Origin of the sequence: Halomonas sp. EF61 (genome assembly GCF_040147045.1) — a bacterium.
GTDB lineage: Bacteria > Pseudomonadota > Gammaproteobacteria > Pseudomonadales > Halomonadaceae > Halomonas > Halomonas litopenaei.
The window spans coordinates 1-21979 of sequence record NZ_JAMSHM010000002.1 but is presented as its reverse complement, the minus strand read 5'-3'; the positions used below and the strand labels follow the sequence as shown (position 1 = coordinate 21979).

The following is a 21979-nucleotide window of genomic DNA, read 5'->3' as shown; positions in this document are numbered from 1 at the left end:
TGTGGTCCGTGCCCCGTCATGGGCGCCTTCTCGATGTCGAAAAAGGAAGGTCCCGATACAGATAACCGCTAGTCCCATCAAACCAGACAGGCCCGGTGGCGGTTCCATTGTTCAGCCGTTCCCAGCTACGACCATAATCGTGGCTGACGTAGGAAACGTTGTAGACGGGTAAATCTCCACGTTCGTTCTTGAAGCTTCTACCATTGATGACGATGAGGCCGCCCGGCCCGGTAACGAAATATTCCTGGCCAAGATTGGTATTGGGTTGAGGTCTAAACAAGGTAAAGACACCAAAATCGTGGAGATGCTCGAAGTCCTCACCATCCCAGCGTAGTACCTGAGCGGAGCGTGAGTCGCTGCCTCGCTCTGGCCGCTCCCCTTCGAAGGCCAGGATCAGCAGGTCGCCGTTGTCCAGAAAGCGCAAGCTGCGAATGGCGTAGCCTTCCAGGCGGGCAACTTCCCGCCAGCCCTGAGTACCGGTGTTGTCCGCCGACAGTCGATATATCGGACTGTATCCCGGTTTTTCGCCCACCGCGGGGAAGTAGCCGCTGAGGAAGATATCGTTGGTGGTAGGCTGATGAATAAAGCTCTTTAGTATATATCGATTGAAATGATCGAGCCGCGTGTAGCCTGTGGGCAGGTGGCGTTCTGTCCAGGTATGCCCACCATCGTATGTCTCGAAGAAGATGCTTCTCTGGTCTGGCAGAAGATAGCCGTGACGTTGATCAATAAACAGTGGTTCATAGTGATAAATGGGATCGGCATCATCGGATAGCGCCGGCATGGACCGTGGCTCGAAGCGGCCGCTAGGTACCTGAATATTGTATAGCTGGAAATCCTTATCCAGATGGTCTGCTGGATTGCTACCGATGACGACGGAATAGACCATGTTGTCGATCAAGCGGGATCTTGCTGTAAAGGCGTACTGTAGGTCGTCCCGTTGATTGGGAAGAAAGTTAAAGCTATTCTCGACGGTGTTAAGCGTGAAAGCTCTTGCCGGTTGGTCGAGATTGATAGGACCCGTATATTTGTCAGTTTTTCTACCGAAGAATAAGGTGGCATCGGGCAGGATCATTCTTTCTGTTGTGTTATAGGTTTTTCTCTCGGCCCTTTTCATATACTGCGTGGGTAGCTGCGGGATGTCGAATTCTTCCCATGGATCAAAAAGGTTCATACTGTCTCCAACCCAATATACAACGGTGAGTCCCAAGATAGCCGCAGCGACTTTATTTTTTGTTTTTTTCAGTACCATGATGTCAGTCTCTCGATCGCTTTGTCCATCAGCTCGTTGGCGCTTTCCCTGGCGCGATCCCATGTCGTGGAGAGATTCTCTCCGCCTCTCTCTATCAGCTCTGGAAGTACTTCTTCACTGACCTTGATGACCTGATCCCATGTGTTGGGATCCAGAAACTCCTCAACATTCGGCATGGTACCGATCTTCATCAGATCACTCAGGGGGAGATCGGCAAGGCCGGCGTCGATATAAGCGTCAACATGGGTGGCAAACGCTACATCACGAAATATTTCACTTTCCAACTCTAGCTCATAGGCCATAATTCCAATGGTAATATCATCGTTATTTTGAGAAATGATGATATCTGTTGAGCCGGGAATCATGTTCTTCTGAATGGCTTCATCCAGGTAGACTTGCAAGTTGGATCTGGCCTGCGCCATCCACTGCTTACCTTTAGGACTCAATCGTGGCAGCAGGTAGGCAGCGTATCGACTACAGTAGTAGTAGCCGTAGTGGGTATAGTAGTCGGGGGGAAGGTGCCCACACCCCACGTGACGTGCCCAGAAATTGCCGTAGCGTGACCACCCCACGATACACTCGGGATCGAGTAGTTCGTCATGGTGCTTTAGCACCCTCTCCACGATGATCCTGTCTTTCAAGCTCCTGCTCAGTACATTTTCAGAGTTGTCGGTGGACGGCCCAAACACGACATCACGCAGTGCATAGTAGACGTCATCGACGAGAATTAAAGTTTCAAGGAACTCATCGAGTCTTACGCCGGTCTTGTCGACACCATCTTCCTGTGGGAAGGAAATCGGTGGAGCATCCTGCGGGCCATTCTGACGAAGGTAGCGAAGTTGGCCAAACATTAGCGGTTCGTAATAATAGTTGCATTGGCCATAAATGCTGTCGCTGGCGCGGGGGACCTGTTTATCACAGAGGGTGGTCGCGACCCTGGTTGGGCGTCGGGAGCCATTGGTGGTCAACATCGTATTTGCGCTGCCGGTAACGCGGAGAGTGTCATGGTCGCTCATGGCCGATTTTTTCCCAGTATTTCGATGGAGGCGCTTTCGGGGACTTGTGAATCCAGAATACTGGTGTTTCCTGCCTCATCGGAAATACCCTCCATCACGGATCCATCGGCCTTGGTAATGCGGTAGCGCATGTTGCTGGCGGCGATGTCAGTGTCTTGCCAGTGTAGGGTGAAGCGTTTTTCGTAACTGCCCGTACCTTCGGGAAAGTCCTTGAACGTGTGGGCGAGTCCGGTAGGGCCACTGAACGTCTTGTTGGCACCCTTGATGTCGATACGTTGTGGCGCATGGATCTCGATATTACCGTCGGCAAGTCGGATATAGGCGTCACCGCTGGTCAGCAGGATGTGTTTCTTGCCGGCTACAATGATGGCATCGTCGGTGGAGGAGAGTCGCAAGGCGTGCTTGGCTTGAAGCTCCATCTCGTCCTGCTGTGCCTGGATATCCACGCGACCGCCGGCGGCGATCAGCTTGATGCCTGCACGATGAACAAATAGTGAAAGCTTGTCCGCGATGCTGGCCAGCAGGCTCTTTCCAGTGGCGATATTGACATCCTCACCCGTAGAGATCGTCATCTGTTGAGCGCTATGGAGATGTGTGCTGGCCGGCGTGGTAGTAGCGATACCATCCGGGGCACTGATCAGGACAAGGGCATCGTTGAATCCGGGAGTTTTCCCGCGACCACCACTACGAATGGCTTGCTGGGTATCGCCTGCACCACGGTGATCATGGCTGGTGTTGCCTTCAGTAGCTTCACCTTCGCCATAGCGGAAATCTGCGTTGCGATGGAAGTCTTCAAGAGCGTCGGTGCCGGCTAGAGCCTCGGCGTCGTGATGTTTGGCAACGTCTGACAGGGTCTTGTTGAGCTCGTGGGCGTTCTTCAGCTGCTCCCAGGCGTGTTCGGCGTCGAGCTGTGCACCTTGGGCTGCGGGTTGCCCCCAGCTGGAGAGGTAGAGTCCGTGCCGAGCACGAATAGCACCATAGGCATCGGTGCGAAGTTCAAAGCCGGTACCTCGACGAAGGCCCCGGGTGTTTTGCTGGTGGTCTATCAGGTATCCCAGGTTGAGTTGGGTGTCGGACTCGCTACTGGCGAGTTGGGTACGCAACTGCCCCGTTGCATCGTCCATCACCATTTGGTTGTAGCCACTTCCACGGATTTCCTTGGTTCTAATCCCGCTCATGATTCCAGTTGAATGCCAACGAGGCTGGTGGCCGCCGTAGAGTTGTCCCAGGACCACTGGACGGTCGAGATGCTGGTCCATGAAGCCGACCAGGACTTCCTCGCCTGCGCGGGGAATATTGACAGAACCCCAGCCGTTGCCGCTGCTGGCGTGCATGACTCGAAGCCAACAGGAACAGAGGGCGTCATCAGGGCTTAAACGGTCCCAGTGAAATCGAACATGGATGCGGTTTAGACGGTCGGTGTAGACCTCATGTCCGGGAGGGTTTACCACTACGGCGGTCTGCAAGCCGATGTCGGGTCGCCTGTGATCAGGAGGGCTTCGGAAGGCAACGTCCTGGCGCTGGCACTCGAGCCTACTCAGGAAGAAGCCATGGCTCAAGGCACGTCGATGATGCGCTTCGCTATCGTCACCGTCACCTGGTAGTTGCTGGCGAGCTTCCTCCATCAAGCTACCAAGGCCGCCTGGGGCATCGCGCCTTTCATAGGCGATGGGGAGGTTACTTTCTGCGAACAGCTCGACGTCGATAACGCTGAACTGTCGATCTTCGGGTTGCCGGGAATCGAGTACGGGGTGGTCGCTCAGGGTGAAGCGCTGGCCGGCGGCCAATCGGCGGATGCCACCTATAGCCACGGCCCTGTGGCTTTCAGCTTCCTGTTGCTCCATACGCGTGCGCAGTAACCGAGAGGCGTACTGGGGATGGTTCCAGGCGTATTGCCCTTGATAGGAGTACCGCTCAAGAGCAGATAGAGTGGTACTGCCTGGCAAGGCCGGCTCGATGTGCTCAAGTGGATGCTGATGGTAGCGATAGTTGCGGCTGACGAAGTGGGTCTGACTTGAGTGTAGCCGATGTTGCTGGCACCACTGGACGATACTGTCCTCTGTCTGAGTGGAAGACTGGGTGTGAAAACGTATCGTAGATTGGGATGATTCTGGCAGTGTCCTCACGTCATCGGTGAAGACAATGGTGTGGTCCTCGCTGTCGTGAACGACGTACCAGAAAATGCCCTCATGTTCGCACCAACGCTGGACGAAGTTAAGGTCGCTTTCATTGACTTGGGCGAGATAGGTGTGGGTGGTGTAGTCGTGGCGTAGGTCGAAGCGATAGCATCCGTGTGCTTCTGGGTATCCCTCGAAGATGTTGGCAAGTACATCAATGATGGTGGTGTCCATCCAGATGCGGCAGTCTTCGCGGTAGTTCAGCAGTGCAATCCATGGTGCAAACACTAGCTGCCAGTCATGTAGACCTCCATCGGCACCGAGATAGCTCAGTGATTGGACAAGACCGTGTCGGTACGCTTGGTTGCCGTCTTCAAGGCGGATGGCAAGGCTGACCGGATGGCCGATCAACTTGCGTTCATCGATGCCAGCATCGTAGCTGATCAGGTCCAGAGTCCAGTAAGGGATGCGGCCGAGCCGTTCTTTTCCATGCAGGCGGTGGGCAAGCAAGCGGTTGGCGCCCAGAGGACTGGTAAATCGTAGCAGGCGGCCATTTTGGGTGGTTTCCACGACGAATTGATCGATTGGGGGTGGTGAAGAACAGTACGGTTCGTCGCTCATAGTGGGGGGCTCCTTGCCAATCATCCGCGTGACCTCTGCGACGGCTTATTCAATTCAAGCTTTGAAGTTTTCTCAGTGCGAAGGTGGCCCAGGGCTCACTATGGCAGTGATGGTTTGGGTATCTTGGTGAGTATCCAGCAGTAGCACCGGACCTTGACGCTGCTTTGCCAGGTGACAAGCAATGACCAATTGCACCACCGGACTGGCATCATTGAGTGATCTCGCGATATTCCTGACCGACCACAGATCGCTGACAGGGTTGAGGTCAGGAGACAGGTGTTGGATGTAATCGATCAGTTGGTCCAGGCGTTGGCCCGAAGGGTCTCCGTCCCAAGTGATAGCGCAAAGTCTAGCGGTCTCGGAGACTTGATCGAGTCCTTGAGAAGGTGGCAGGAGGGCGGCGAGTACACTCTGTGACTTAGGCGGCGAGTTACTGCGGGATGCATGTTGGTGACGTTCAGGTCGTCTGAGCGTTACGCCCAGGGACGGTGCGGTCATAGGCTCTTCGTTGGTCGCGCGTGCTGGCACCCGTCGTAGCCATAGCGTTGCGACTACGTCACTGGTAATCGAATGGGGGGGCTCAGAGGGTGGCGTCGGAGCGAGCATAATAAACTGGTGCAATGCGCAGGTATCGGTGCTCGAGGAAAGCGTGTCTTCCAGCCAGTTATCAAAGGTACTGGTAGTGACTTCCAGCCCCCTTTTTGGTTGGTTCTGGATGGGCCAGATGGCCAGAACATCATCGAGCCATTGGGTGGCAGTCACGCCTTCGGGGCATTGCAGGATGATCCGTGCGTCCGCCCAGCCAGGTGGGGAGGTGGTAAGTCTCGGCAGCAATAGCTGCAGCAGTTGGCGTGAGCGTGAGCGTTGCTCCAAAGGGACGTTTTCTATCCCTCGCATAGGTGCCACACCGACATGATGTCTCTGGTCATCCCGAATTAGACTGTCGGGCACCACCTTGTCAGCTGCTGACGCCTCCTGGGTGATCAAGATGGTATTGATGTCGTCTTTGCCGCAGAGTAGCCAGGCATCGTCAACGATCAGATGCCGTGTATCCAGCGACAGGAGCGCTGCCTGTTCTGCCTGAGCGAGGGTACTGCGGCGTGGTCTCAAGCGGTCGTAGAGAGACGATCTATCGTTCACGTTGCCCCCTTAGATGATGCCGGTATCTGTTGACGAGGCAATCAAGGTGGCACCGCAGGAGCAGCGGTCGCCATGGCGCGCGACAGGTTTGCCATCCACGAGTGTGGTGTCATCACCGCTAGTGATGAAGGCTACTGAATGTCCGTCTGTTGGGCAGCTGACACGGTCGCCGACGCGGGCGACATGCCTGCCATTGACAAGGGTGGTGGCAGCACCCTCTAAGACGATGCCTCCGTGGGTCGTGCGATCCCCTTTCAAAACAATTGGTTGCATTAATCGAGCATTCCCGCGCTAAAGAAAAAAGGTGATAGACCAAATATCCGTCTGAATGCCAAAGGTACTAGAAGAAGCCAATGTTTAAGAAGTCGCTTATGTAGTAAGAACTGTGCGATCGCGCGTGTATGACGCGGAGATGGCGCTTTTGGAGTAGGAAGGTTATCGATTGTCCGACCGATCACGCTTGAGCCGTCGCATCAACCAAGACTGGCTGACGCCAAGGTCCTGGGCTGCCTTGCGGGTGCTGCCGGCGCGGGACAGAGCGTCATCGATGGCCTGGCGTTCGATCTCGGCCAAGCGCTCGGGCAGGGGGCGGGAATCGTCCAGCGGCAGCGACAGAGCACCGTCGCTTTGGCCGTCGTCTTGCCAGGAGCTCTTGCGCGAGCTGTTGAGGGAAACGCGGTCGGCAAGGCTAGCGGGCACAAGCTCCGGGTGGTCGAGGGCGAGATCGTCGATGCCGATGGTGTCGTCTTCACAGAACACGCTGAGGCGCTCGAGCAGGTTTTCCAGTTCTCGCACGTTGCCGGGCCAGGAGTGGTGGGTCAGCGCTCTCAGCGCGTCGCGCTCCAGGGTGATACGGCGCTTGTGGCGGCGGGATATCCTGGCCAGCAGCTGATTGGCCAGACCGGGGATGTCCTCGGCGCGCTCGCGCAGCGGTGGGATCTCGATGGGCACGATATTGAGTCGGTAGTACAGGTCGGCGCGGAAGCTGCCATCCCGCACCCGGGCGGACAGGTCGGCGTTGGTGGCGGCGACGATGCGTACCTCGGCCTTGCGCGGCTTGCCGCCCAGCGGGTGGTACTGACGTTCCTGAAGTAATTGCAGCAGTTTGGGCTGCAGCGTCAGCGGCAGTTCGCCTATCTCGTCGAGAAACAGGGTGCCGCCCTCGGCCAGGGCCACGTAGCCGACCCGCCCGTCGCGATGGGCGCCGGTGAAGGCGCCGCTCTCGTGGCCGAACAGCTCGGCTTCCAATAGGGCCTCGGGGATCGCCGCGCAGTTGACGTGAATCAGCGGCTTGTCCGAGCGCGGGCTGAACTGGTGCAGGCGATTGACCAGCCAGCTCTTGCCGACGCCGGTCTCGCCGCTGAGCAGCACCGTGGTGTCACTGGCGGCGGCGCGCTCGAGGCGCTCCAGACACCGGCGATAGCGTGGGCTGCGGCTGGACGAGGCGGGGCTGGCCTCCGTTGCTACCTGTTCCTGACGGATGCGCTTGAGCTGATGCATGACGTGATCGAGCAGCGCCTGGGTGGTGTCCGGCGAGCGCGAGGCCAGTACGTCGCGGTCCAGGTTGCGGGCCTGGACCAGCACCGCATCGGGTTCACCGGAAGGGTCGCCGCCCAAGTGAAACAGGCTGCCGTTGACCAGGTAGTCCTTGCCGCGATAACGGTGGACCACGCTGACCGGTCGCTGCTCCTCGATCACGAAGCGGGTGACCGAGGGCGAGAATACCCCTTCCTCCTCGAGCCGGTAGACGTCGCTCTGGTAGAGGTGCTCAGCGCTGGCATCGAGCTGTGACAGGCTCGCCTGGTTAACCCACAGCGGGCGTCCCTTGAGGTCGGTGATGAAGATGCCGTCCTCGAGGGCGTTGAGGATGGCCAGTAGCTGTCGGGGCATGAGTGGGCCGTGGTTCATCGAGGCTCCAGGCAGGGTCCAGAACGTCAATGGTGTGCCGGGAGCGCGTGTTAGTAAAGCCAGGCCGGCGCCTCACGGCGCCGGCCTGGTGGATCAGTGACAGCAGCGGTGACGGTGGGCTCAGGTCCCCAGCTTGCTGAACAGATAGCCCCACAGCGCGCCTGCGATGATCACGAACAGCACCATGATGCCCCACACCTGGCGGTATTCGCGCACCAGTTCGCGGGCGCCATCGGGACGGGCCAGGATGTCGCGGATGGTGGTGTCGGACAGTCGCCTTGCACGAATGTCGTCGAATACCTTGAGCTCGTACTCGGAAGGCTGGCTCTTCAGTCCCACCGCGATCAGCGCCAGGGTGCCGAGCAGGATGGCCACCTGCAGGTTGTCGATATGCAGCGGCAGGCTGATCAGGCCGTGGCGCTCGAGTTCGCCCACCACGATGAAGGTGATCGAGCCCACCAGCATGCAGGCCAGCGCGGCGTTGGCGTTCATCCGACGCCAGTGCATGGCGGCGACGATGGTCGGCAGCCAGGCCACGGCAAAGATCGCGCCGGCGTAGATCGAGATCCAGTAGATGCCCGCCGGGCGCGAGATCGCCACGGCGCACACTACCAGCGCTACCACCGCCTGGGAGATGCGGCCGAGTACCACGCCCTTGCGTTCGCTGACCTCACGGTCGAACAACTTCTCGTAGAGGTCGCGGGCCAGGGCGAAGCCGGTCAGCACGAACAGTGTCGAGGCGGTGGACATGATCGACGCCATCAGGCCGGCCAGGCCGATACCGGCCAGGGTCGGGTTGGTGTGTTCCATGAAGCCGACGATCATGGCGCGGTCGGTGGGCTCGATGCCGGGCTGGATCACCTGCATGGCGCTGGCCGCCAGAAACACCAGCAGCTGCATGGCAGGGGCGAAGAACACGCCGATCACCGCCACCTTGAGGATGACGAAGTCGTTCTTGGCCGGAAAGACGCGGGACACCAGCGCCGGGGTGCAGGCAAAGAACAGGATCCACACCAGGAACTGGGAGATCGACCAGCCCAGCGGGCGGTCGTTGGCGCCCCCCACGGTCCAGAAACCGGGCAGGGTCTCGCCGAGGCCCTTCATCGCCTCGAAGCCGGCGTCGCCGATCAACATCGGTGCGATGACGAAGGCGATGGCCAGCATGGTGAAGAACATCATGGTGTCGGTGTAGACCACCCCGTACATGCCGGACAGCGAGCAGAACGCCAGCAGCGCCAGGGTGAAGGCGACGATGATCACCGGGAAGGGGATATCGATGATCTCGGCCAGCACCAGGCCGGCGCCGATCAGCTGGATGATGCCGTAGCCGAGCAGGCCGATCACCATCAGGATCAGTGCGACCACGCTGACCCACTTGTTGTTAAAGCGGTAGTCGAAGAAGTCCATCATGGTGCGGCAGTTCAGCGCCTTCAGCTTGCGACCGATGAACACCACCGCGATCAGGGTCCCGACCCAGGCGCCGAAGGAGCCCAGCGCCGCGATCACCAGCGGGCCTTCGCTGTAGGAGATGCCGGCGATCCCCATCAGGGTCACGGCGCTGAGGAAGGTGGCGGCCAGGGTGCCGACGATCAGCAGCGTCGAGCCCTGCTCACCCATGACGTAGAAGTCGTCCTTGTTCTTGATACGGCGTGCCAGCAGGGCCGCCACCGCCACGTAGGCGGTCAGTACGATGGCGAAGATGGCCAGGGTCATGACAGGTCTCTCAGGTCAGTTGAAGTCTTGTTGTGGTTGGTGGTGTCGGCCGAGGAGGAAGCCGCCGCCTCGTCCTTCAGGCGACGAATGGTCGGCCGGTATTCGCGCAGCAGGATGACGCCGACGATGACCACCGACAGGGCGGTGGTCAGAAAGGCGTTGGCAAACAGCAGCAGCACATGGGAGTTGATGTCCATAAGGTATCTCTTGTTGTGAATGGCCTGAGCGTCCGGGGAACGAGTCGGCTGATCGGGCAAAGGGCCTTTGATGCTATTTCGACTCGATGAATCGAAATCGATTCATTGTGAGTTGTTCAAGGCGCTGATGGCGATCTCAGTCGCGCTCGGCGCGTGCCAGCACCGCGTCGCACAGCAGTTGGGTGCCCAGCGCACAGTGCTCAGGCTCGGCGTATTCGGCCTCGTTGTGGCTGATGCCGTCGCGGCAGGGCACGAAGATCATCACCGTGGGGGTGACGTGGGACAGGTGCACGGCGTCGTGCCCGGCACCGCTCATCATGCAGGGGGCATCGAGCTCGCGCGCCTTGACGGCCTCGCGCAGGGAGTCGATCAGGGCGTCGTCGAAGGGGGTGACCGGAGAATGCCAGCGGCGCTCGAACGTCAGCTCCACGCCCTCGACGTCGGCGGCGTCCCTGGCCAGACGTTCCAGTTTGGCATCCAGTGCATCGAGGCGTTCGTCGCTGACGTGGCGCAGGTCGAGCAGCAGGCGGACCTCGCCGGGGACCACGTTGCGCGAGGGCTCGACCACCTGGAAGTCGCCCACGGTCAGGCGCGCAGCGCCGTCCGGATCCGCCATGACGACCTCGCGCATGCGCTGGATCATGGCGGTGGCGGCGAGCAATGGGTCACGGCGATAGCTCATCGGCGTGGGGCCTGCGTGGGCCGACTGACCGCGCAGGCTCAGGTCGTACCAGCGGATGCCCTGGACCCCGGTGACGATGCCGAGGGGATGGCCCTGCTCCTCGAGCACCGGGCCCTGCTCGATGTGCAGCTCGAAGTAGGCGTCGAGTTCGGGTTCGCCCAGGGGCAGATCGCCGGCCTCACCGCAGGCCGCGATGGCCTCGCCCAGGGTGACGCCCTTGCTGTCGCTGGCGCCGAAGAAGGTCGCCTCATCGAGGCGGCCGGTCCAGACGCCGCTGCCGCCCATGGCCGGGGCGAAGCGGCTGCCTTCCTCGTTGGTCCAGACGATCAATGACAACGGTCGGCGGGTGGTGATGGCGTTGTCGTGAAGGCTGCGCAGCACCTCCAGGCCCGCCAGTACCCCCAGCACGCCGTCGAAGCGTCCGCCCAGCGGCTGGGTGTCCAGGTGGCTACCCATGGACACCGGGGGCAGGTGGTCCTCGCGTCCGGCACGCCGGATAAACAGATTGCCGGCCTTGTCACGCTGCCAGGTGCAGCCCAGCGCCTCGACCCAGTCCAGCAGCAGGCGGCGCCCATCTGCATCTTCAGGGGTCATGGCGAGGCGGCGGCTGCCGCCGTTGGGGGAAGGGCCGACCTCGGCCATCTGCATCAGGCTGTCCCACAGGCGGTTGGCGTCGATATCGATGGAGCGGTGGGGGATCGATGACATGGCAGGAGATTCCTTGTGATTTGGTGTTATGCCAAACCACAAAGCTATTCTCATGCCGTATTCAGAAAAATGTCTTTAAAACAATCGCATAAAGATGAGATATGGCGCAAGGCGACGTCAAAAGTCACTGCGTGTAACGCGAGTGAGTCGATTTCGACTCGGTTTGCCGGCGGGGCTAGGCTCAGTCCGAAAAGTCGACGAGCGAAGGTTAGACAAGGCAAAAATCGGTGAGACAGCGCAGTTTACGGGGTGTAAATGAGCATGTTGATCCGATTTTTAACGCCGTATTACCGAGCGCAGGCACTTTTCAGACAAGCCCTAGAAGGGGAGGTGGAACGAGGCCGTAATCATATTCAGATGCTCAAGCTCGGGGTCATTGACCTCCTCGAACTCGACCTGGCCGATCCAGCTGCGGGTCATCCAGCGGGCCCCGAGACCCTGGACCCGGGTGGAGCCACTGGTGGAATCGAAGGTGTTGCGACCGGTGACCGGATCGCTGACCCACTGGGCCATGCCGGTCTTGCCGTAGACGCCGAAGTGGCCGACACGGAAGCCGGCGACCAGGCTGCCCCCCAGGCTGGTCACGTCCTGGACATGCTGGCTGTCGCTGGAAGACATGGGTACGTCATCGCTTTGTCGATAGCGCAGCTCGGCCCCCAGGTCCCAGCCGGTTTCCTGCTGTGGCGCCATGCCGGCGGTCAGGCGGAAGCCGGAGGTGTAGCCGTCGGGGGTGTGGACCTTGTCGCCCTGCACCAGGACGCCGCTGTCGAGCCTGACGATTTCCTGGCCCATGCCGGAGAAGGCCGGGGTGGCCGAGTGGGCAGCGTCATTGTCGGCCAGCGGGTCGGCAGCGTCTTCGCTCGCCAGGACAGGGGCCGAGAAGGCGGCAAGGGTCAGGGCCGCAAGCAGGCCCGCCAGCAAGGTGTGCGACGTGGGGCGTCGAGCGGGGAGAGAGGGCAAGCGACAAGCAGTCATCATGGTTGTCCTGGCGGAATAGCCTCCGCGGGTGGCACCTGATCGATCATGCTTCGGTTTTATTCAAGGGCTCGGCTCTCAATTCTAGACTCAGCCAACTTAAATCTCAGCAACCTCAGCTCTCACCTTGGCTCTCAATCTTGACGCGGCTCATTTTGAACGAGTTTTGAACGAGGCTGATTGAGAACACGGCGCAGTGTGAACGCAGCTCGTAGTGAACATGGCTCACAAAGGCAAGACCGTATGCAGGGACACGGACTTGTTCGAGGGCCGGCCCGGCAAGGTGATTCGAGTCGATATTCAGGTGGGAGTCGAATCACTGCCAACCGTTAAAATAGCAATCGCTTTTGTGTACCGCCAGCCTGGGCTTGCTCGTTTCAGGCATTCAGAAAGCGCCAATGCGCGTCGAGCTGGGGGCAAGGGAGGCCCAGGCGTGTGGCGGCCTCGCGCAGCGGGCCGAGGATGGCGTCGTGTTCGGTGGGCCGGCCTGCCTCGATATCCTGCAGCATCGAGGCACGGTTGGCGGCGGTCCGCTCGATGACCTGCCAGACCAGGGCGCGCCAGGCGCGGTTGCCATCGTTGACGTCGTTGGCAGCAATGTTGATGGAGGGAACGTCGATGGCGGGAGCGGGAATCTCCAGTGCCGCCAGTATCTGCGCCACCTCGTCGACGGTGGCGTCGACCATGTCGCGGTAAGGATGCCCGCGCAGCTCGCCATTACGTAGTCGGTAGCGTGCCACCAGGGGGTTGATGGCGGCGTTCACCGCCAGCTTGTGCCACAGCCGGGTGGCGATATCGTCCACCGCCTCGGTGGCCAGGCCGGCGGCGCTCAGGGTGGTGGCCAGCGAACTGGCCAGGGCTTGGGTCTGGAGGGCTTGGGACTGGAGGGCGTGAGTCCGGAGGGGTTGGGTGTGGGGGCCGTGGCCTTCGCCTGGATGGCCGTCGAGGCCACCGTCGAGATGACCGATGACGGTCTGACCCTGGCCGGCGTGGACGACGCTGTCGTCCGCCTTGATAAAGGCGCCCTCGGTGGTGGAGGCGCACAGTACCGGCCCGCTCCAGGTATCGGTCAAGGGTCGCTGCACGCGCAGCCCGTTCTGCCACAGCACCAGCGGTGTGGCGGCAGGCAGATGGTCGACCACCGCAGCGAAGGCTGCCCTGGCGGCGTAGGCCTTGGTGGTCAGCATGACCTGGTCGACATCGACGCAGGCAAGGCGTGGCTCGGTGGTGGTGGCCAGTTCAAGGCGCTGGGTCGTGCCATCTGGTGAGGTCAGGGTCTGGATCGTCGGCAGCGGTCGTCGCCCCAGCAGGCGCACGCTCTGGCCGCCAGCGGCAAGCCGACAGGCCAGCAGGCGGCCGATGGCGCCGGGACCAATGATCAGTGTGGTCATGTGGTGCTGCCTTTACGGGAGGGGCGGCGTTTACGCCCGGCGCTGCGGCGTGGCGAGTTGGTGCGGCGGCCTCGCTTGCTGGCGGGGCCGGCTTCCGGCGACTCGCCCTGGGCGGCGCCGAGGGCGGCACTCAGCCGCTGACTGTCGGCGCTGCCCACCAGCGTGCGAAGGTCCTCGACCAGCTGGGCGACGAAGGGTTCCGGTTCGGCCTGGGCTTCGGCGATGCCTTCCAGCCGCTGTTCCCACAGGGCGGTGCGCTCCGGGCGGCTGACCGCTTCGGGCAGCGAGTGGATCAGACCCACCCCCAGGCGTGTGGCGCGCAGCGCCTTGGCCTTGCGCACCAGATAGCCGCGCTCCAGCAGCGTCTCGATGATGCCGGCACGGGTGGCCTCGGTACCCAGACCGTCGGTTTCCCTGAGGGTGCGGCGTACCTCGGGGTCCTCCACGTAGCGGGCGATATTCATCATGGCCTTGATCAGGCTGGCATCGGTAAACGGCTCCGGTGGGCGCGTCTCGCGCTGTTCGACCTGGGCCTCCAGTGCCTGACAGGCCTCACCCTCGACCAGCGCCGGCAACGGCGGTGGCTCGTCACGGGTGGTGAACAGGGGCTTCCAGCCGGGCACCAGCAGCGTCTGGCCGGAGGCCTGGAAGCGCTCGTCCAGCAGGCGGAACTCGGCCTTCACCTCCTGGGTTTCCAGCGCCGGATAGAACTGGGCCAGCACGTTGCGCGCGATCAGACGGTAGACGTCGGCTTCCTGACGCGACAGGCGCTCGGCAACGAAGGGTTTGCCGGTGGGTGCCAGGGCGTGGTGGGCACCGACCTTGGCGTCGTCGAAGGCGCGTGAGCGAAGCCCCATGTCGGCGTTGGCCAGCCAACCGGACAGGGTGGTGTCATCGCGACAGGCGCTGGCCAGTTGGCCCGGCAGGCTCGCCAGGTGTTCACGCGGCAGGTAGCGGCAGTCCGAGCGCGGATAGGTGATCAACTGATGGCGCTCGTAAAGGCGCTGGCAGATGTCCAGCACCGCCTTGGCCGAGAGCCCGTGGCGGCGTGCCGCATCGACCTGCAGCGCCGACAGAGAGTAAGGCAAGGGCGGCGGCTGGCGACGACGACGGGAGTCCACGCTGCTCACCTGGCCTTCAGCACCCGGCAGGCGCTCTGCCAGCGTCTGAGCAGGAGCGGCGTCGAGCAGCCGACCGCGCTCGTCCAGGCGATGGGACTCGCCGGGGACCCACCAGGCCTTCAAGGTGCCGGCGCCGACGCGCAGGTGAGCCCACAGCACATAGAAGGGGTAGGGCGTGAAATGACGGATCTCCTCATCGCGGCGCACCACCAGGCCGAGCACCGGCGTCTGCACGCGCCCGACCGACAGCACGCCATCATGGCCCGCCTGGCGGCCGATCAGGGTCCAGGCGCGGGTCAGGTTGATGCCGTACAGCCAGTCGGCGCGGGCGCGGGTCTGGGCGGCGCGGTAGAGCGGGTAATACCTGGCATTGTCCTCGATCCGCCCGAGTGCTCGAGCCACCGCAGGCCGGTTGAGGTCGTTGATCAGCAGACGCTGGACGGGCCCCTTCCAGCCCAGGTGCTCGATCACCTCCTGGACCAGCAGCTGGCCCTCGCGGTCGGGGTCGCCGGCGTGCACCAGTTGGCGTGCCTGTTTCAGGCGCGCACGAATCACCGACAGCTGACCGCGGGCCTTGGGCCTGGGCACCAGCTTCCACTGACCGGGCACGATGGGCAGGTGGTCGCGTCGCCAGGGCTTGAAGGCCGGGTCGTAGGCATCCGGCGGCGCCTGCTCCAGCAGGTGGCCGAGGCACCAGGTGACCTCAGTGTCGCCGACGGACAGGTAGCCGTCTTTTTTCTGTGCTGCCCCGGGCAGCGCCTCGGCGATGGAGCGAGCCAGGCTCGGTTTTTCCGCAATGATCAATCGCATAGCGCACCGGTGCGGGTGAATCGTCTGGATATTCTTCCAGTATGTGTGATGAGATGCCAGGTGTACCATGGAGTGAAAAGTGTACAAGTCCTATATCATTTTTGTGTGCAGATGCGGGTAAGGTGACCGTCTTGTGACGCGCTATCCTCCCGGTGAGGCCAGCGTTGCCAGCATCTTGCAGGGCGCCCGTACGGGCAGGAGGCAGCATGCGTCAGTCAGGCCGGACACGCCGGATGCTCGGGTTGTCCGCTCGTACTGGATCGACCCTGCTGCGCTCGAGAATCGGCGGCAAGGCCGATTGGCAGGCGCTCGGCGAGTCGCTGTTTGAAGGCCTTTCCGAGCTCAAGGGGCCGGCGATGAAGATCGCTCAGGTCATGTCCCAGTGGGATGACCTGCTGCCCCCGGCCCTGGCCGAAGAGCTTGCCCGGCTACAGAAGGATGCTGCTCCGGCGCCCTGGGCCGAGATCAAGGTGGCGCTTGAGGCAGAGCTCGGCGACCTCGATGCCCTGTTCGGCGAGATCGAGCCCGAGCCCTTTGCCAGCGCCTCCATGGGACAGGTGCATCGGGCCCGGACCCGGGACGGTCGTACCCTGGTGCTCAAGGTGCAGTACCCGGGGCTCGATCGGGTGCTGGAACAGGACCTGGTGCAGGTCAGAAGGCTGCTGCGACTGGGTCGCTGGCTCAAGGTGTCCCAGGCACGCCTCGATGCTCTGTTCGACGAACTCGCCGATGGACTGCGGCGCGAGCTCGACTATCGCGCCGAAGCGGACGCACTGGAGCGCTACCGGCGGCGCTATGCCGATCACCCCGACCTGGTGATGCCGCAGCCCGTGAAGGAGCTCAGTGGTCCAAGGGTGCTGGCGATGGAGTATCTGCCGGGGACGCCCCTGCGTGACCTCGAAGGTGCCGACGATGCCCTGCGGCAGCGGGTGTCGCGCACCCTGGCGGACTGGATCACCGAGGAGCTGTTCACCCACCACGAGTTGCACGCCGATCCCCACGCCGGCAATTTTGCCGTCGATGAACAGGGCCGGCTGGTGGTGTATGACCTGGGCGCCGTGATCGCGGTCCCCCGGGAGCGGCTGGCCGGTCTGGTGGCGCTGCTTGGGGCAACCCTGGACGGCGACCCCATGGCCATGGATGAGGCCGTGCGCGGGCTCGGCGGTCGACAGGGAGAGGGCGCGCCGCTGGCGCTGTATCGCGAATCCGCGGAAGCGGTGTCGCCGCTGTTCGCGCCCGGTGAGCAGGACTTCGGCGATGTACGGGTGCATCGGCGTCTGCGCGAGCTGAGCCCCCGGGTGTGGGGCGCGCTGGACCGCCTGCAGCCCCCTGCCGGCATGCTGTTGCTGGCGCGTACGCTCAATGGTCATTACTGGAACCTGGTGCGGCTCGAGGGGCGCCTGGACATGCATTCACGGAGTGCACAGTTGCTGGATGCCTACGCCGTCTGAGGCGCGGGTCTGCCCAGCCGGTGCATGCACTGTTAGACTGTGCCGTTTTCAATTTCGGGGAGATAGCGATGCTGGCGTTATGGGTGGATCAACTGCTGGGTTTTGCCGCGGGCGCCCTGGCAGCCATTCGGCAGGATGAACGCTATCCGAGCTTGATGAGCTGGGCGCGCGAGGAGGGGCCTGCCTGCGTGGGCGGTGACAAGGCCCTGGCCCAGGCGCTGGCTCCCGAACTGTGGTCCCAGACGCCCCTGGCACGTCTCGACTTCGCCTGTGAAACCCTGGCACGCCCTGGCCGCAACGAGCCTTGCTGGTGCGACTCTGGACGCAAGATGAAGCAGTGCTGCGGCGCCGTCAGCCTGCCCGGTCACCTGCCGCCTCATCTGATGTGGATGCTGTCGCTGAGGGAGTGGAAAGGGGAGACGCTGAAGGCTGCCCTGGCCAGTGGTCGCGCCCCTGCCCAGGCGCTATTGGAGGCAGGGCTGATCGCCGCCGAATCGGGCCAGCGAGGACGTGCCCAGCAGATCCTCGAGTCACTGTTCGACAATGCCGACTGGGAGCGCCTGCCGGAACAGGCCGAGCCCGCCTTCGAGATCCTGCTGGACCTTTTCCAGGAGCGCGGTTTCCACCGCAAGCGCGAGGCGCTGCTGGACGAGGTGCTGGAGCGGGGACCGATGTTCCTGCGTGGCGTGGCGCTGGAGCGGCTGTGTCTGATGCACCTGGACAACGACGATCTCGACAGTGCTCGCTCGGCCTTCGTGCGTGCCCAGCAGGCCCTTCCCGATTCGCCGACCCTGGCCTATATCGAGGCCATGCTGCTGCTCCACGAAGGTCACGACGAGGAAGCCATGGAGCGCTCGCGCTTCTGGCTACGGCGGCTGACCCGCCAGGGTGATCTGGACCCCGACCAGCTGCAGTTCCTGGCGGACCTGGCCGACAACCCCGGCGCCACCCTGGCCGATCAGCTGCTGTGCGCCGAAGAGGATCTCGGCGAGCCCCTGGTGGGCCTGCAGACCCTGCTGGCGGAGTTGCCGCCGCCCCCGCCGATCAAGGTGGTGGAGGAAGATGGGCAGTTGCTGTATCGCTCCACGGCGCGGGAGGACACGCTGTTCGCCGCCTTCCAGGAGGGTTTCCAGGTCGACGTGGACCCTGATGCGCCGATGGGCTTTCTCGGAGATCCCTGGTTCAATGCCGCAGCCTGGTTGCCGGCGCTGTGCGCCAACCCCGAACAGCTTGATTCACCGGCGGTACTGCAGTCGGTGTCGCTGGCGCTGACCAGCCGTTTTGGCAGTCTGCCGTGGATGGCCCCGAGTCTGTTCGAGCCCCTGGCCGAGCGTCTCGAACGCTGGCTTCTGCAGATTCGTCAGAGTGGCGACGGCGCCTTCCAGTGGGACCAGGAAGACAACGCCCAGCTTCTGCGGGCGGGGCTTGCGCTGGTGGTGGGCATGGAACGCGGCTCCCGCCAGCACTCGCGGGAACTGGCCGAGCTGCTGCTGTCGCTGGACGAGCAGGACAGTCTGGGGCTGCGCGAGCTGGTGCTCGACCAGTTGCTGCGCGAAGGCCGCGACGACGAGGCGCTGGAGATCAGCCGCCAGGCCCTGGAGGTCGGTCCTGCCGATGACGAGACGCCGCTGCTGGGCATGTACATGGGGCAGGTGCTGGCGCTGTACCGACTGGGCCAGCTGGACGACGCGGCCCTGGCATTGGAGAGCGCCCAGCGCCACAACGCCCACGCGGTGGCGCTTCTCTGCAGCGACAACCCCAAACGTGGCGCCATCCCCGGCAATGGCCAGCTGGCCGAGCCCGGCACCCGCGCCGAGGCCTGGCAGTACCGTACCCTGATGCGCGATCAGTGGCGCAGCACACCGGGCGCGCTGGCCTGGCTTGAGGAGCGCAGCGGACGGCGCGGTTGATCGCAAGCCCTGTTCAAGGGATGCACTACAAGGCGGGCTCAGCAAGGTGGGATTGGTCACGTGCCTGCGCTGGATAACGGCTCCGGCTGAGCCTGGGGGCGCGTAGCGCCGAAGTTCTACTCAGACCCCCAGGTACGGGGCCAAACGCTGAAGTACCATGGAAAAAGAGGGCCGACAATGTCGGCCCTCTTTTTGTGATGCACACTGCATCGATGGCGTCATGGCTTGTCGAGGCTGACGGCGTGATCCCCTGGCTCGCGCACATGGTGTCGCCAGACCCACAGCGCCATCAGGATGGCCGGTACGCCCAGCGCCGAGGCCAGCACGAAGAAGCTCGGGTAGCCCATTCCCTCCACCACCAGGCCGCCAAAGCCTGACAGGAACTTTCCGGGCAGCGTCATCAACGACGAGAACAGGGCGTACTGGGTGGCGGTGTAGGCCCGCGAGGTCAGGCTCGACAGGAAGGCGATGAACACTGCGCTTGCCAGGCCATTGCTGAGGTTGTCGCCGACGATAGTGAGCACCAGCAGCGAGTGCTGGGCGCCACTGAGCGCCAGCCAGGCGAACATCAGGTTGGTCAGCACGGTGGCCGTAGCGCCGAGCACCAGGATGCGTCCGATGCCGTAGCGCACCACCAGCACCCCGCCGACCAACCCACCGACGAGACTCATGATGACGCCGAACACCTTGGTCACGGTGGCGATGGTGTCGAGGCTGAAGCCCAGGTCGACGTACAGCGGATAGGCCATCGAGGCCATCGCCAGGTCGCTGATGCGATAGATGCCGATAAACAGCAAAAGTCCCAGTGCGCCCAGTCCGAAGCGCCCGAAGAAGTCGAGAAAGGGGCAGACCACGGAGCCGATCAACCAGGCGCCGGTGCGCCGGACCCATGCGGGCCGGCCGCGGCTGGCGCGCAGGAAGGCGCGCACCCGGGGCTCCTTGGCCAGGCGACTGGCCAGCGGTTGGCGCGGCGGCTCGGGACGCAGCAGTACGGTGATCATGCCCACCGCCGTCAGTGCCGCCATGCACTGGTAGGACACCTGCCAGGAGAAGGCCGACGCCAGATACAGCGCCCCTGCACCGGCCATGATCAGGCCGCCGCGATAGCCGATGATGTAGGTGGAGGCCATCGCCGCCTGGACCTCGTCCTCGGCCGACTCGATACGAAAGGCGTCGATGGCGATGTCCTGGGTGGCCGAGCCGAAGGCCACCATCAGCGCAAACAGCGCCACCGCGCCGAGCTGGGAGGCCGGGTCGAGTGACGAAAGGCCCAGCAGGCCGCCCATGATCAGCGCCTGGCCGGCAAGCATCCAGCTGCGCCGCTGGCCCAGCAGGCGGGTCAGCAGCGGCAGGCGGAAGGCGTCCACCACCGGTGCCCAGAAGAACTTTATCGAGTACAGCAGTCCAATCCACGAGAAGAAACCGATGGCGGCGACCTCGACCCCGCTGGTACGCAGCCAGGTGGTCAGGGTGGAGAACACCAGCAGAAAGGGAAGGCCCGCAGAAAAGCCCAGAAACAGCATGGCCAGCACGGGTAATCGCAGGTAGACGCGCAGGGCGTCGACCCAGGGATGCTGGCCGGACGAGGTGGGCATGGATAGCCTCCTTGCAGTTGGTCGGCCACAGGCCGCCTTCCGAATGGTAAAATGCGCGCAACATCTCGGTGCGGCTCGACGAATTGTTGCAAAGCCGCAGGGGCGATACCAGCGGTGATCATCAAGGGTCGTCGGCAACGCACCGGGAACCGCGTCAATGACAGGCGATACTGCCGGCTTGGTGGCTGGTGGTGGTTGAGTCTGGAAGGAGTCACATGAGTCACAGCAATATCGAGGCGGGCCTGGGGGGCGATGCCACCCCGCGCTGGTACGTGGTCCAGTGCAAGGGCGGAGAGTCGTTCCGGGCCGCCGAGCATCTGGCCAACCAGGGATACGAGCTCTTTCATCCGGTGCTGGAGGTGCAGAAGAAGCGCCGCAACAAGCTGACCTGGGTCGAGGAGCCGCTGTTCCCCTACTATCTGTTTCTGCGGCTCGACCAGGTCGAGAGCAACTGGCGCCCGATTCGCTCGACCCGCGGAGTGTTGAAGATCGTGACCTTCGGGCTGTCGATGCCGGTGCCGGTCAGCGATGAGCTGATCGACCTGCTGCGCCAGCACGGCGAAGCCAAGGACGACGATCCTGGCCAGCTTTACTTCCGGGCCGGAGAGTCGGTGGAGATCACCGACGGGCCTTTCAAGGACCTCAAGGCGGTGTTCGAGAGCCACAAGGGCGAAGAGCGGGCGATCGTGCTGCTCAACATGCTGCATCGCCAGCAGCGCCTGGAAATGCCCGTCGCCGCGCTCAAGCGCCAGGACTGATGTCGACCCCAAGGAGCCCGAGATGAGAATTTCTCCCCAGTGTGTGGTGCGTCTGCACTATATCCTGAGCAACCAGCAGGGCGACGTCCTGGACGATTCCTGGAAGCGCGATGAGCCGCTGGAGTATCTGCACGGTCACGGCAACCTGATGGAAGGTCTCGAGCGCGCCCTGGTCGACGCCGAGGTCGGCAGCCGCCTCAGCGTCACCCTGTCCCCGGCCGAGGCCTATGGCCTGCGCGACGAGTCGCTGGTGCGCGAGGTGGGGCGCCAGGCCTTTCCCGGCACCGATCTGCGCCCCGGCATGTGCTTTCAGACTCCCGGCGATGCCGGCCCGCAGATCGTCAGCGTGGTGGAGGTCAAGGAGGACAGCGTGGTGGTGGACACCAACCATCCCCTGGCCGGGGAGACCCTGTCGTATCGCCTCGAGGTGCTCGATATTCGCCAGGCCACCCGCGCCGAACTGGCCAAGGGGCACCCGCTGCCGCCCGGCACCGAGGCCTCCGAGGTGGAGGACCGCAAGGTCCTCTAGGGTCCCGGCAGTGGTAGCTGGAGGCGCTTTCGCTGAAAGGGTGCCACAGACGACGAAAAAACCGCCCTTGGTAGGCAGGTTTTTC

17 protein-coding genes are annotated in these 21979 nt (G+C 62.7%); 4 read left to right on the top strand and 13 right to left on the bottom strand.

Annotated elements, in window-relative coordinates; all coding sequences use genetic code 11:
• Positions 1-16: 16 nt before the first annotated feature.
• The 12 genes from NFI08_RS09140 to NFI08_RS09090 all read right to left on the bottom strand — a co-directional run bounded on the left by NFI08_RS09140 (position 17) and on the right by NFI08_RS09090 (position 15651).
• The gene (locus NFI08_RS09140; RefSeq protein ID WP_162816354.1) at positions 17-1252 is read right to left on the bottom strand and encodes a hypothetical protein; all 1236 of its coding nucleotides are present in this window, start codon (positions 1250-1252) and stop codon (positions 17-19) included.
• Positions 1243-2268 (bottom strand): hypothetical protein, encoded by a 1026-nt coding sequence (locus tag NFI08_RS09135; protein WP_286985129.1) that lies wholly within the window; start codon positions 2266-2268, stop codon positions 1243-1245. The genes NFI08_RS09140 and NFI08_RS09135 overlap by 10 nt, the downstream gene beginning before the upstream one ends.
• Positions 2265-5006 carry a type VI secretion system Vgr family protein gene (locus tag NFI08_RS09130; protein ID WP_108447703.1) on the bottom strand — a complete coding sequence of 914 codons (2742 nt, stop codon included), beginning with the start codon at positions 5004-5006 and terminating at the stop codon, positions 2265-2267. The genes NFI08_RS09135 and NFI08_RS09130 overlap by 4 nt, the downstream gene beginning before the upstream one ends.
• Before the next feature lie 72 nt (positions 5007-5078).
• Positions 5079-6146: a hypothetical protein gene (locus tag NFI08_RS09125; protein ID WP_162816355.1), complete on the bottom strand. Its 1068-nt coding sequence runs from the start codon at positions 6144-6146 to the stop codon at positions 5079-5081.
• A gap of 9 nt (positions 6147-6155) precedes the next feature.
• Positions 6156-6419, bottom strand: coding sequence for a PAAR domain-containing protein (locus tag NFI08_RS22860; protein WP_108447704.1), 264 nt, complete (start codon positions 6417-6419; stop codon positions 6156-6158).
• 162 nt (positions 6420-6581) lie between these two features.
• Positions 6582-8054, bottom strand: coding sequence for a sigma-54 interaction domain-containing protein (locus tag NFI08_RS09120; RefSeq protein ID WP_108447705.1), 1473 nt, complete (start codon positions 8052-8054; stop codon positions 6582-6584).
• A gap of 120 nt (positions 8055-8174) precedes the next feature.
• Positions 8175-9767 (bottom strand): sodium:solute symporter family protein, encoded by a 1593-nt coding sequence (locus NFI08_RS09115; RefSeq protein WP_108447706.1) that lies wholly within the window; start codon positions 9765-9767, stop codon positions 8175-8177.
• Positions 9764-9964, bottom strand: coding sequence for a hypothetical protein (locus NFI08_RS09110; RefSeq protein ID WP_108447707.1), 201 nt, complete (start codon positions 9962-9964; stop codon positions 9764-9766). The genes NFI08_RS09115 and NFI08_RS09110 overlap by 4 nt, the downstream gene beginning before the upstream one ends.
• Before the next feature lie 136 nt (positions 9965-10100).
• Positions 10101-11354, bottom strand: coding sequence for a M20 family metallo-hydrolase (locus NFI08_RS09105; protein WP_349588853.1), 1254 nt, complete (start codon positions 11352-11354; stop codon positions 10101-10103).
• 318 nt (positions 11355-11672) lie between these two features.
• Positions 11673-12329 carry an outer membrane beta-barrel protein gene (locus NFI08_RS09100; protein WP_162816356.1) on the bottom strand — a complete coding sequence of 219 codons (657 nt, stop codon included), beginning with the start codon at positions 12327-12329 and terminating at the stop codon, positions 11673-11675.
• Between the two features lie 377 nt (positions 12330-12706).
• Positions 12707-13720, bottom strand: a complete 1014-nt coding sequence (locus NFI08_RS09095) for a ketopantoate reductase family protein (RefSeq protein WP_108447710.1) — start codon at positions 13718-13720, stop codon at positions 12707-12709.
• Positions 13717-15651 carry a DNA topoisomerase III gene (locus NFI08_RS09090; RefSeq protein ID WP_222516997.1) on the bottom strand — a complete coding sequence of 645 codons (1935 nt, stop codon included), beginning with the start codon at positions 15649-15651 and terminating at the stop codon, positions 13717-13719. Before NFI08_RS09090 ends, NFI08_RS09095 begins: the two co-directional genes overlap by 4 nt.
• Positions 15652-15857: 206 nt before the next feature.
• Here NFI08_RS09090 and NFI08_RS09085 point away from each other — a divergent pair, with 206 nt between their 5' ends.
• Both NFI08_RS09085 and NFI08_RS09080 read left to right on the top strand, forming a co-directional pair.
• Positions 15858-17102: an ABC1 kinase family protein gene (locus NFI08_RS09085; RefSeq protein WP_349588847.1), complete on the top strand. Its 1245-nt coding sequence runs from the start codon at positions 15858-15860 to the stop codon at positions 17100-17102.
• 68 nt (positions 17103-17170) lie between these two features.
• Entirely contained in the window at positions 17171-19012 is a 1842-nt protein-coding gene (locus NFI08_RS09080) for an SEC-C domain-containing protein (protein ID WP_108447713.1), read from the top strand.
• A gap of 218 nt (positions 19013-19230) precedes the next feature.
• On the opposite strand, the gene NFI08_RS09075 is transcribed toward NFI08_RS09080, so the two are convergent.
• Complete coding sequence (locus NFI08_RS09075) at positions 19231-20607, bottom strand: AmpG family muropeptide MFS transporter (protein ID WP_253556025.1); 1377 nt, start codon at positions 20605-20607, stop codon at positions 19231-19233.
• 215 nt (positions 20608-20822) lie between these two features.
• Between NFI08_RS09075 and rfaH the strand changes: the two genes are divergently transcribed.
• The gene (rfaH, locus tag NFI08_RS09070; RefSeq protein WP_045994239.1) at positions 20823-21365 is read left to right on the top strand and encodes a transcription/translation regulatory transformer protein RfaH; all 543 of its coding nucleotides are present in this window, start codon (positions 20823-20825) and stop codon (positions 21363-21365) included.
• 22 nt (positions 21366-21387) lie between these two features.
• Positions 21388-21894: an FKBP-type peptidyl-prolyl cis-trans isomerase gene (locus NFI08_RS09065; protein ID WP_349588841.1), complete on the top strand. Its 507-nt coding sequence runs from the start codon at positions 21388-21390 to the stop codon at positions 21892-21894.
• Positions 21895-21979 lie beyond the last annotated feature (85 nt).

What these genes read in the sequence shown, in the direction of transcription:
- NFI08_RS09115 (WP_108447706.1), bottom strand. Translation starts at nt 9,767, where the DNA reads ATGACCCTGGCCATCTTCGCCATCGTACTGACCGCCTACGTGGCGGTG.
- NFI08_RS09095 (WP_108447710.1), bottom strand. Translation starts at nt 13,720, where the DNA reads ATGACCACACTGATCATTGGTCCCGGCGCCATCGGCCGCCTGCTGGCC.
- rfaH (WP_045994239.1), top strand. Translation starts at nt 20,823, where the DNA reads ATGAGTCACAGCAATATCGAGGCGGGCCTGGGGGGCGATGCCACCCCG.
- NFI08_RS09090 (WP_222516997.1), bottom strand. Translation starts at nt 15,651, where the DNA reads ATGCGATTGATCATTGCGGAAAAACCGAGCCTGGCTCGCTCCATCGCC.
- NFI08_RS22860 (WP_108447704.1), bottom strand. Translation starts at nt 6,419, where the DNA reads ATGCAACCAATTGTTTTGAAAGGGGATCGCACGACCCACGGAGGCATC.
- NFI08_RS09080 (WP_108447713.1), top strand. Translation starts at nt 17,171, where the DNA reads ATGCTGGCGTTATGGGTGGATCAACTGCTGGGTTTTGCCGCGGGCGCC.
- NFI08_RS09065 (WP_349588841.1), top strand. Translation starts at nt 21,388, where the DNA reads ATGAGAATTTCTCCCCAGTGTGTGGTGCGTCTGCACTATATCCTGAGC.
- NFI08_RS09140 (WP_162816354.1), bottom strand. Translation starts at nt 1,252, where the DNA reads ATGGTACTGAAAAAAACAAAAAATAAAGTCGCTGCGGCTATCTTGGGA.
- NFI08_RS09120 (WP_108447705.1), bottom strand. Translation starts at nt 8,054, where the DNA reads ATGAACCACGGCCCACTCATGCCCCGACAGCTACTGGCCATCCTCAAC.
- NFI08_RS09135 (WP_286985129.1), bottom strand. Translation starts at nt 2,268, where the DNA reads ATGAGCGACCATGACACTCTCCGCGTTACCGGCAGCGCAAATACGATG.
- NFI08_RS09100 (WP_162816356.1), bottom strand. Translation starts at nt 12,329, where the DNA reads ATGACTGCTTGTCGCTTGCCCTCTCTCCCCGCTCGACGCCCCACGTCG.
- NFI08_RS09075 (WP_253556025.1), bottom strand. Translation starts at nt 20,607, where the DNA reads ATGCCCACCTCGTCCGGCCAGCATCCCTGGGTCGACGCCCTGCGCGTC.
- NFI08_RS09130 (WP_108447703.1), bottom strand. Translation starts at nt 5,006, where the DNA reads ATGAGCGACGAACCGTACTGTTCTTCACCACCCCCAATCGATCAATTC.
- NFI08_RS09085 (WP_349588847.1), top strand. Translation starts at nt 15,858, where the DNA reads ATGCGTCAGTCAGGCCGGACACGCCGGATGCTCGGGTTGTCCGCTCGT.
- NFI08_RS09105 (WP_349588853.1), bottom strand. Translation starts at nt 11,354, where the DNA reads ATGTCATCGATCCCCCACCGCTCCATCGATATCGACGCCAACCGCCTG.
- NFI08_RS09110 (WP_108447707.1), bottom strand. Translation starts at nt 9,964, where the DNA reads ATGGACATCAACTCCCATGTGCTGCTGCTGTTTGCCAACGCCTTTCTG.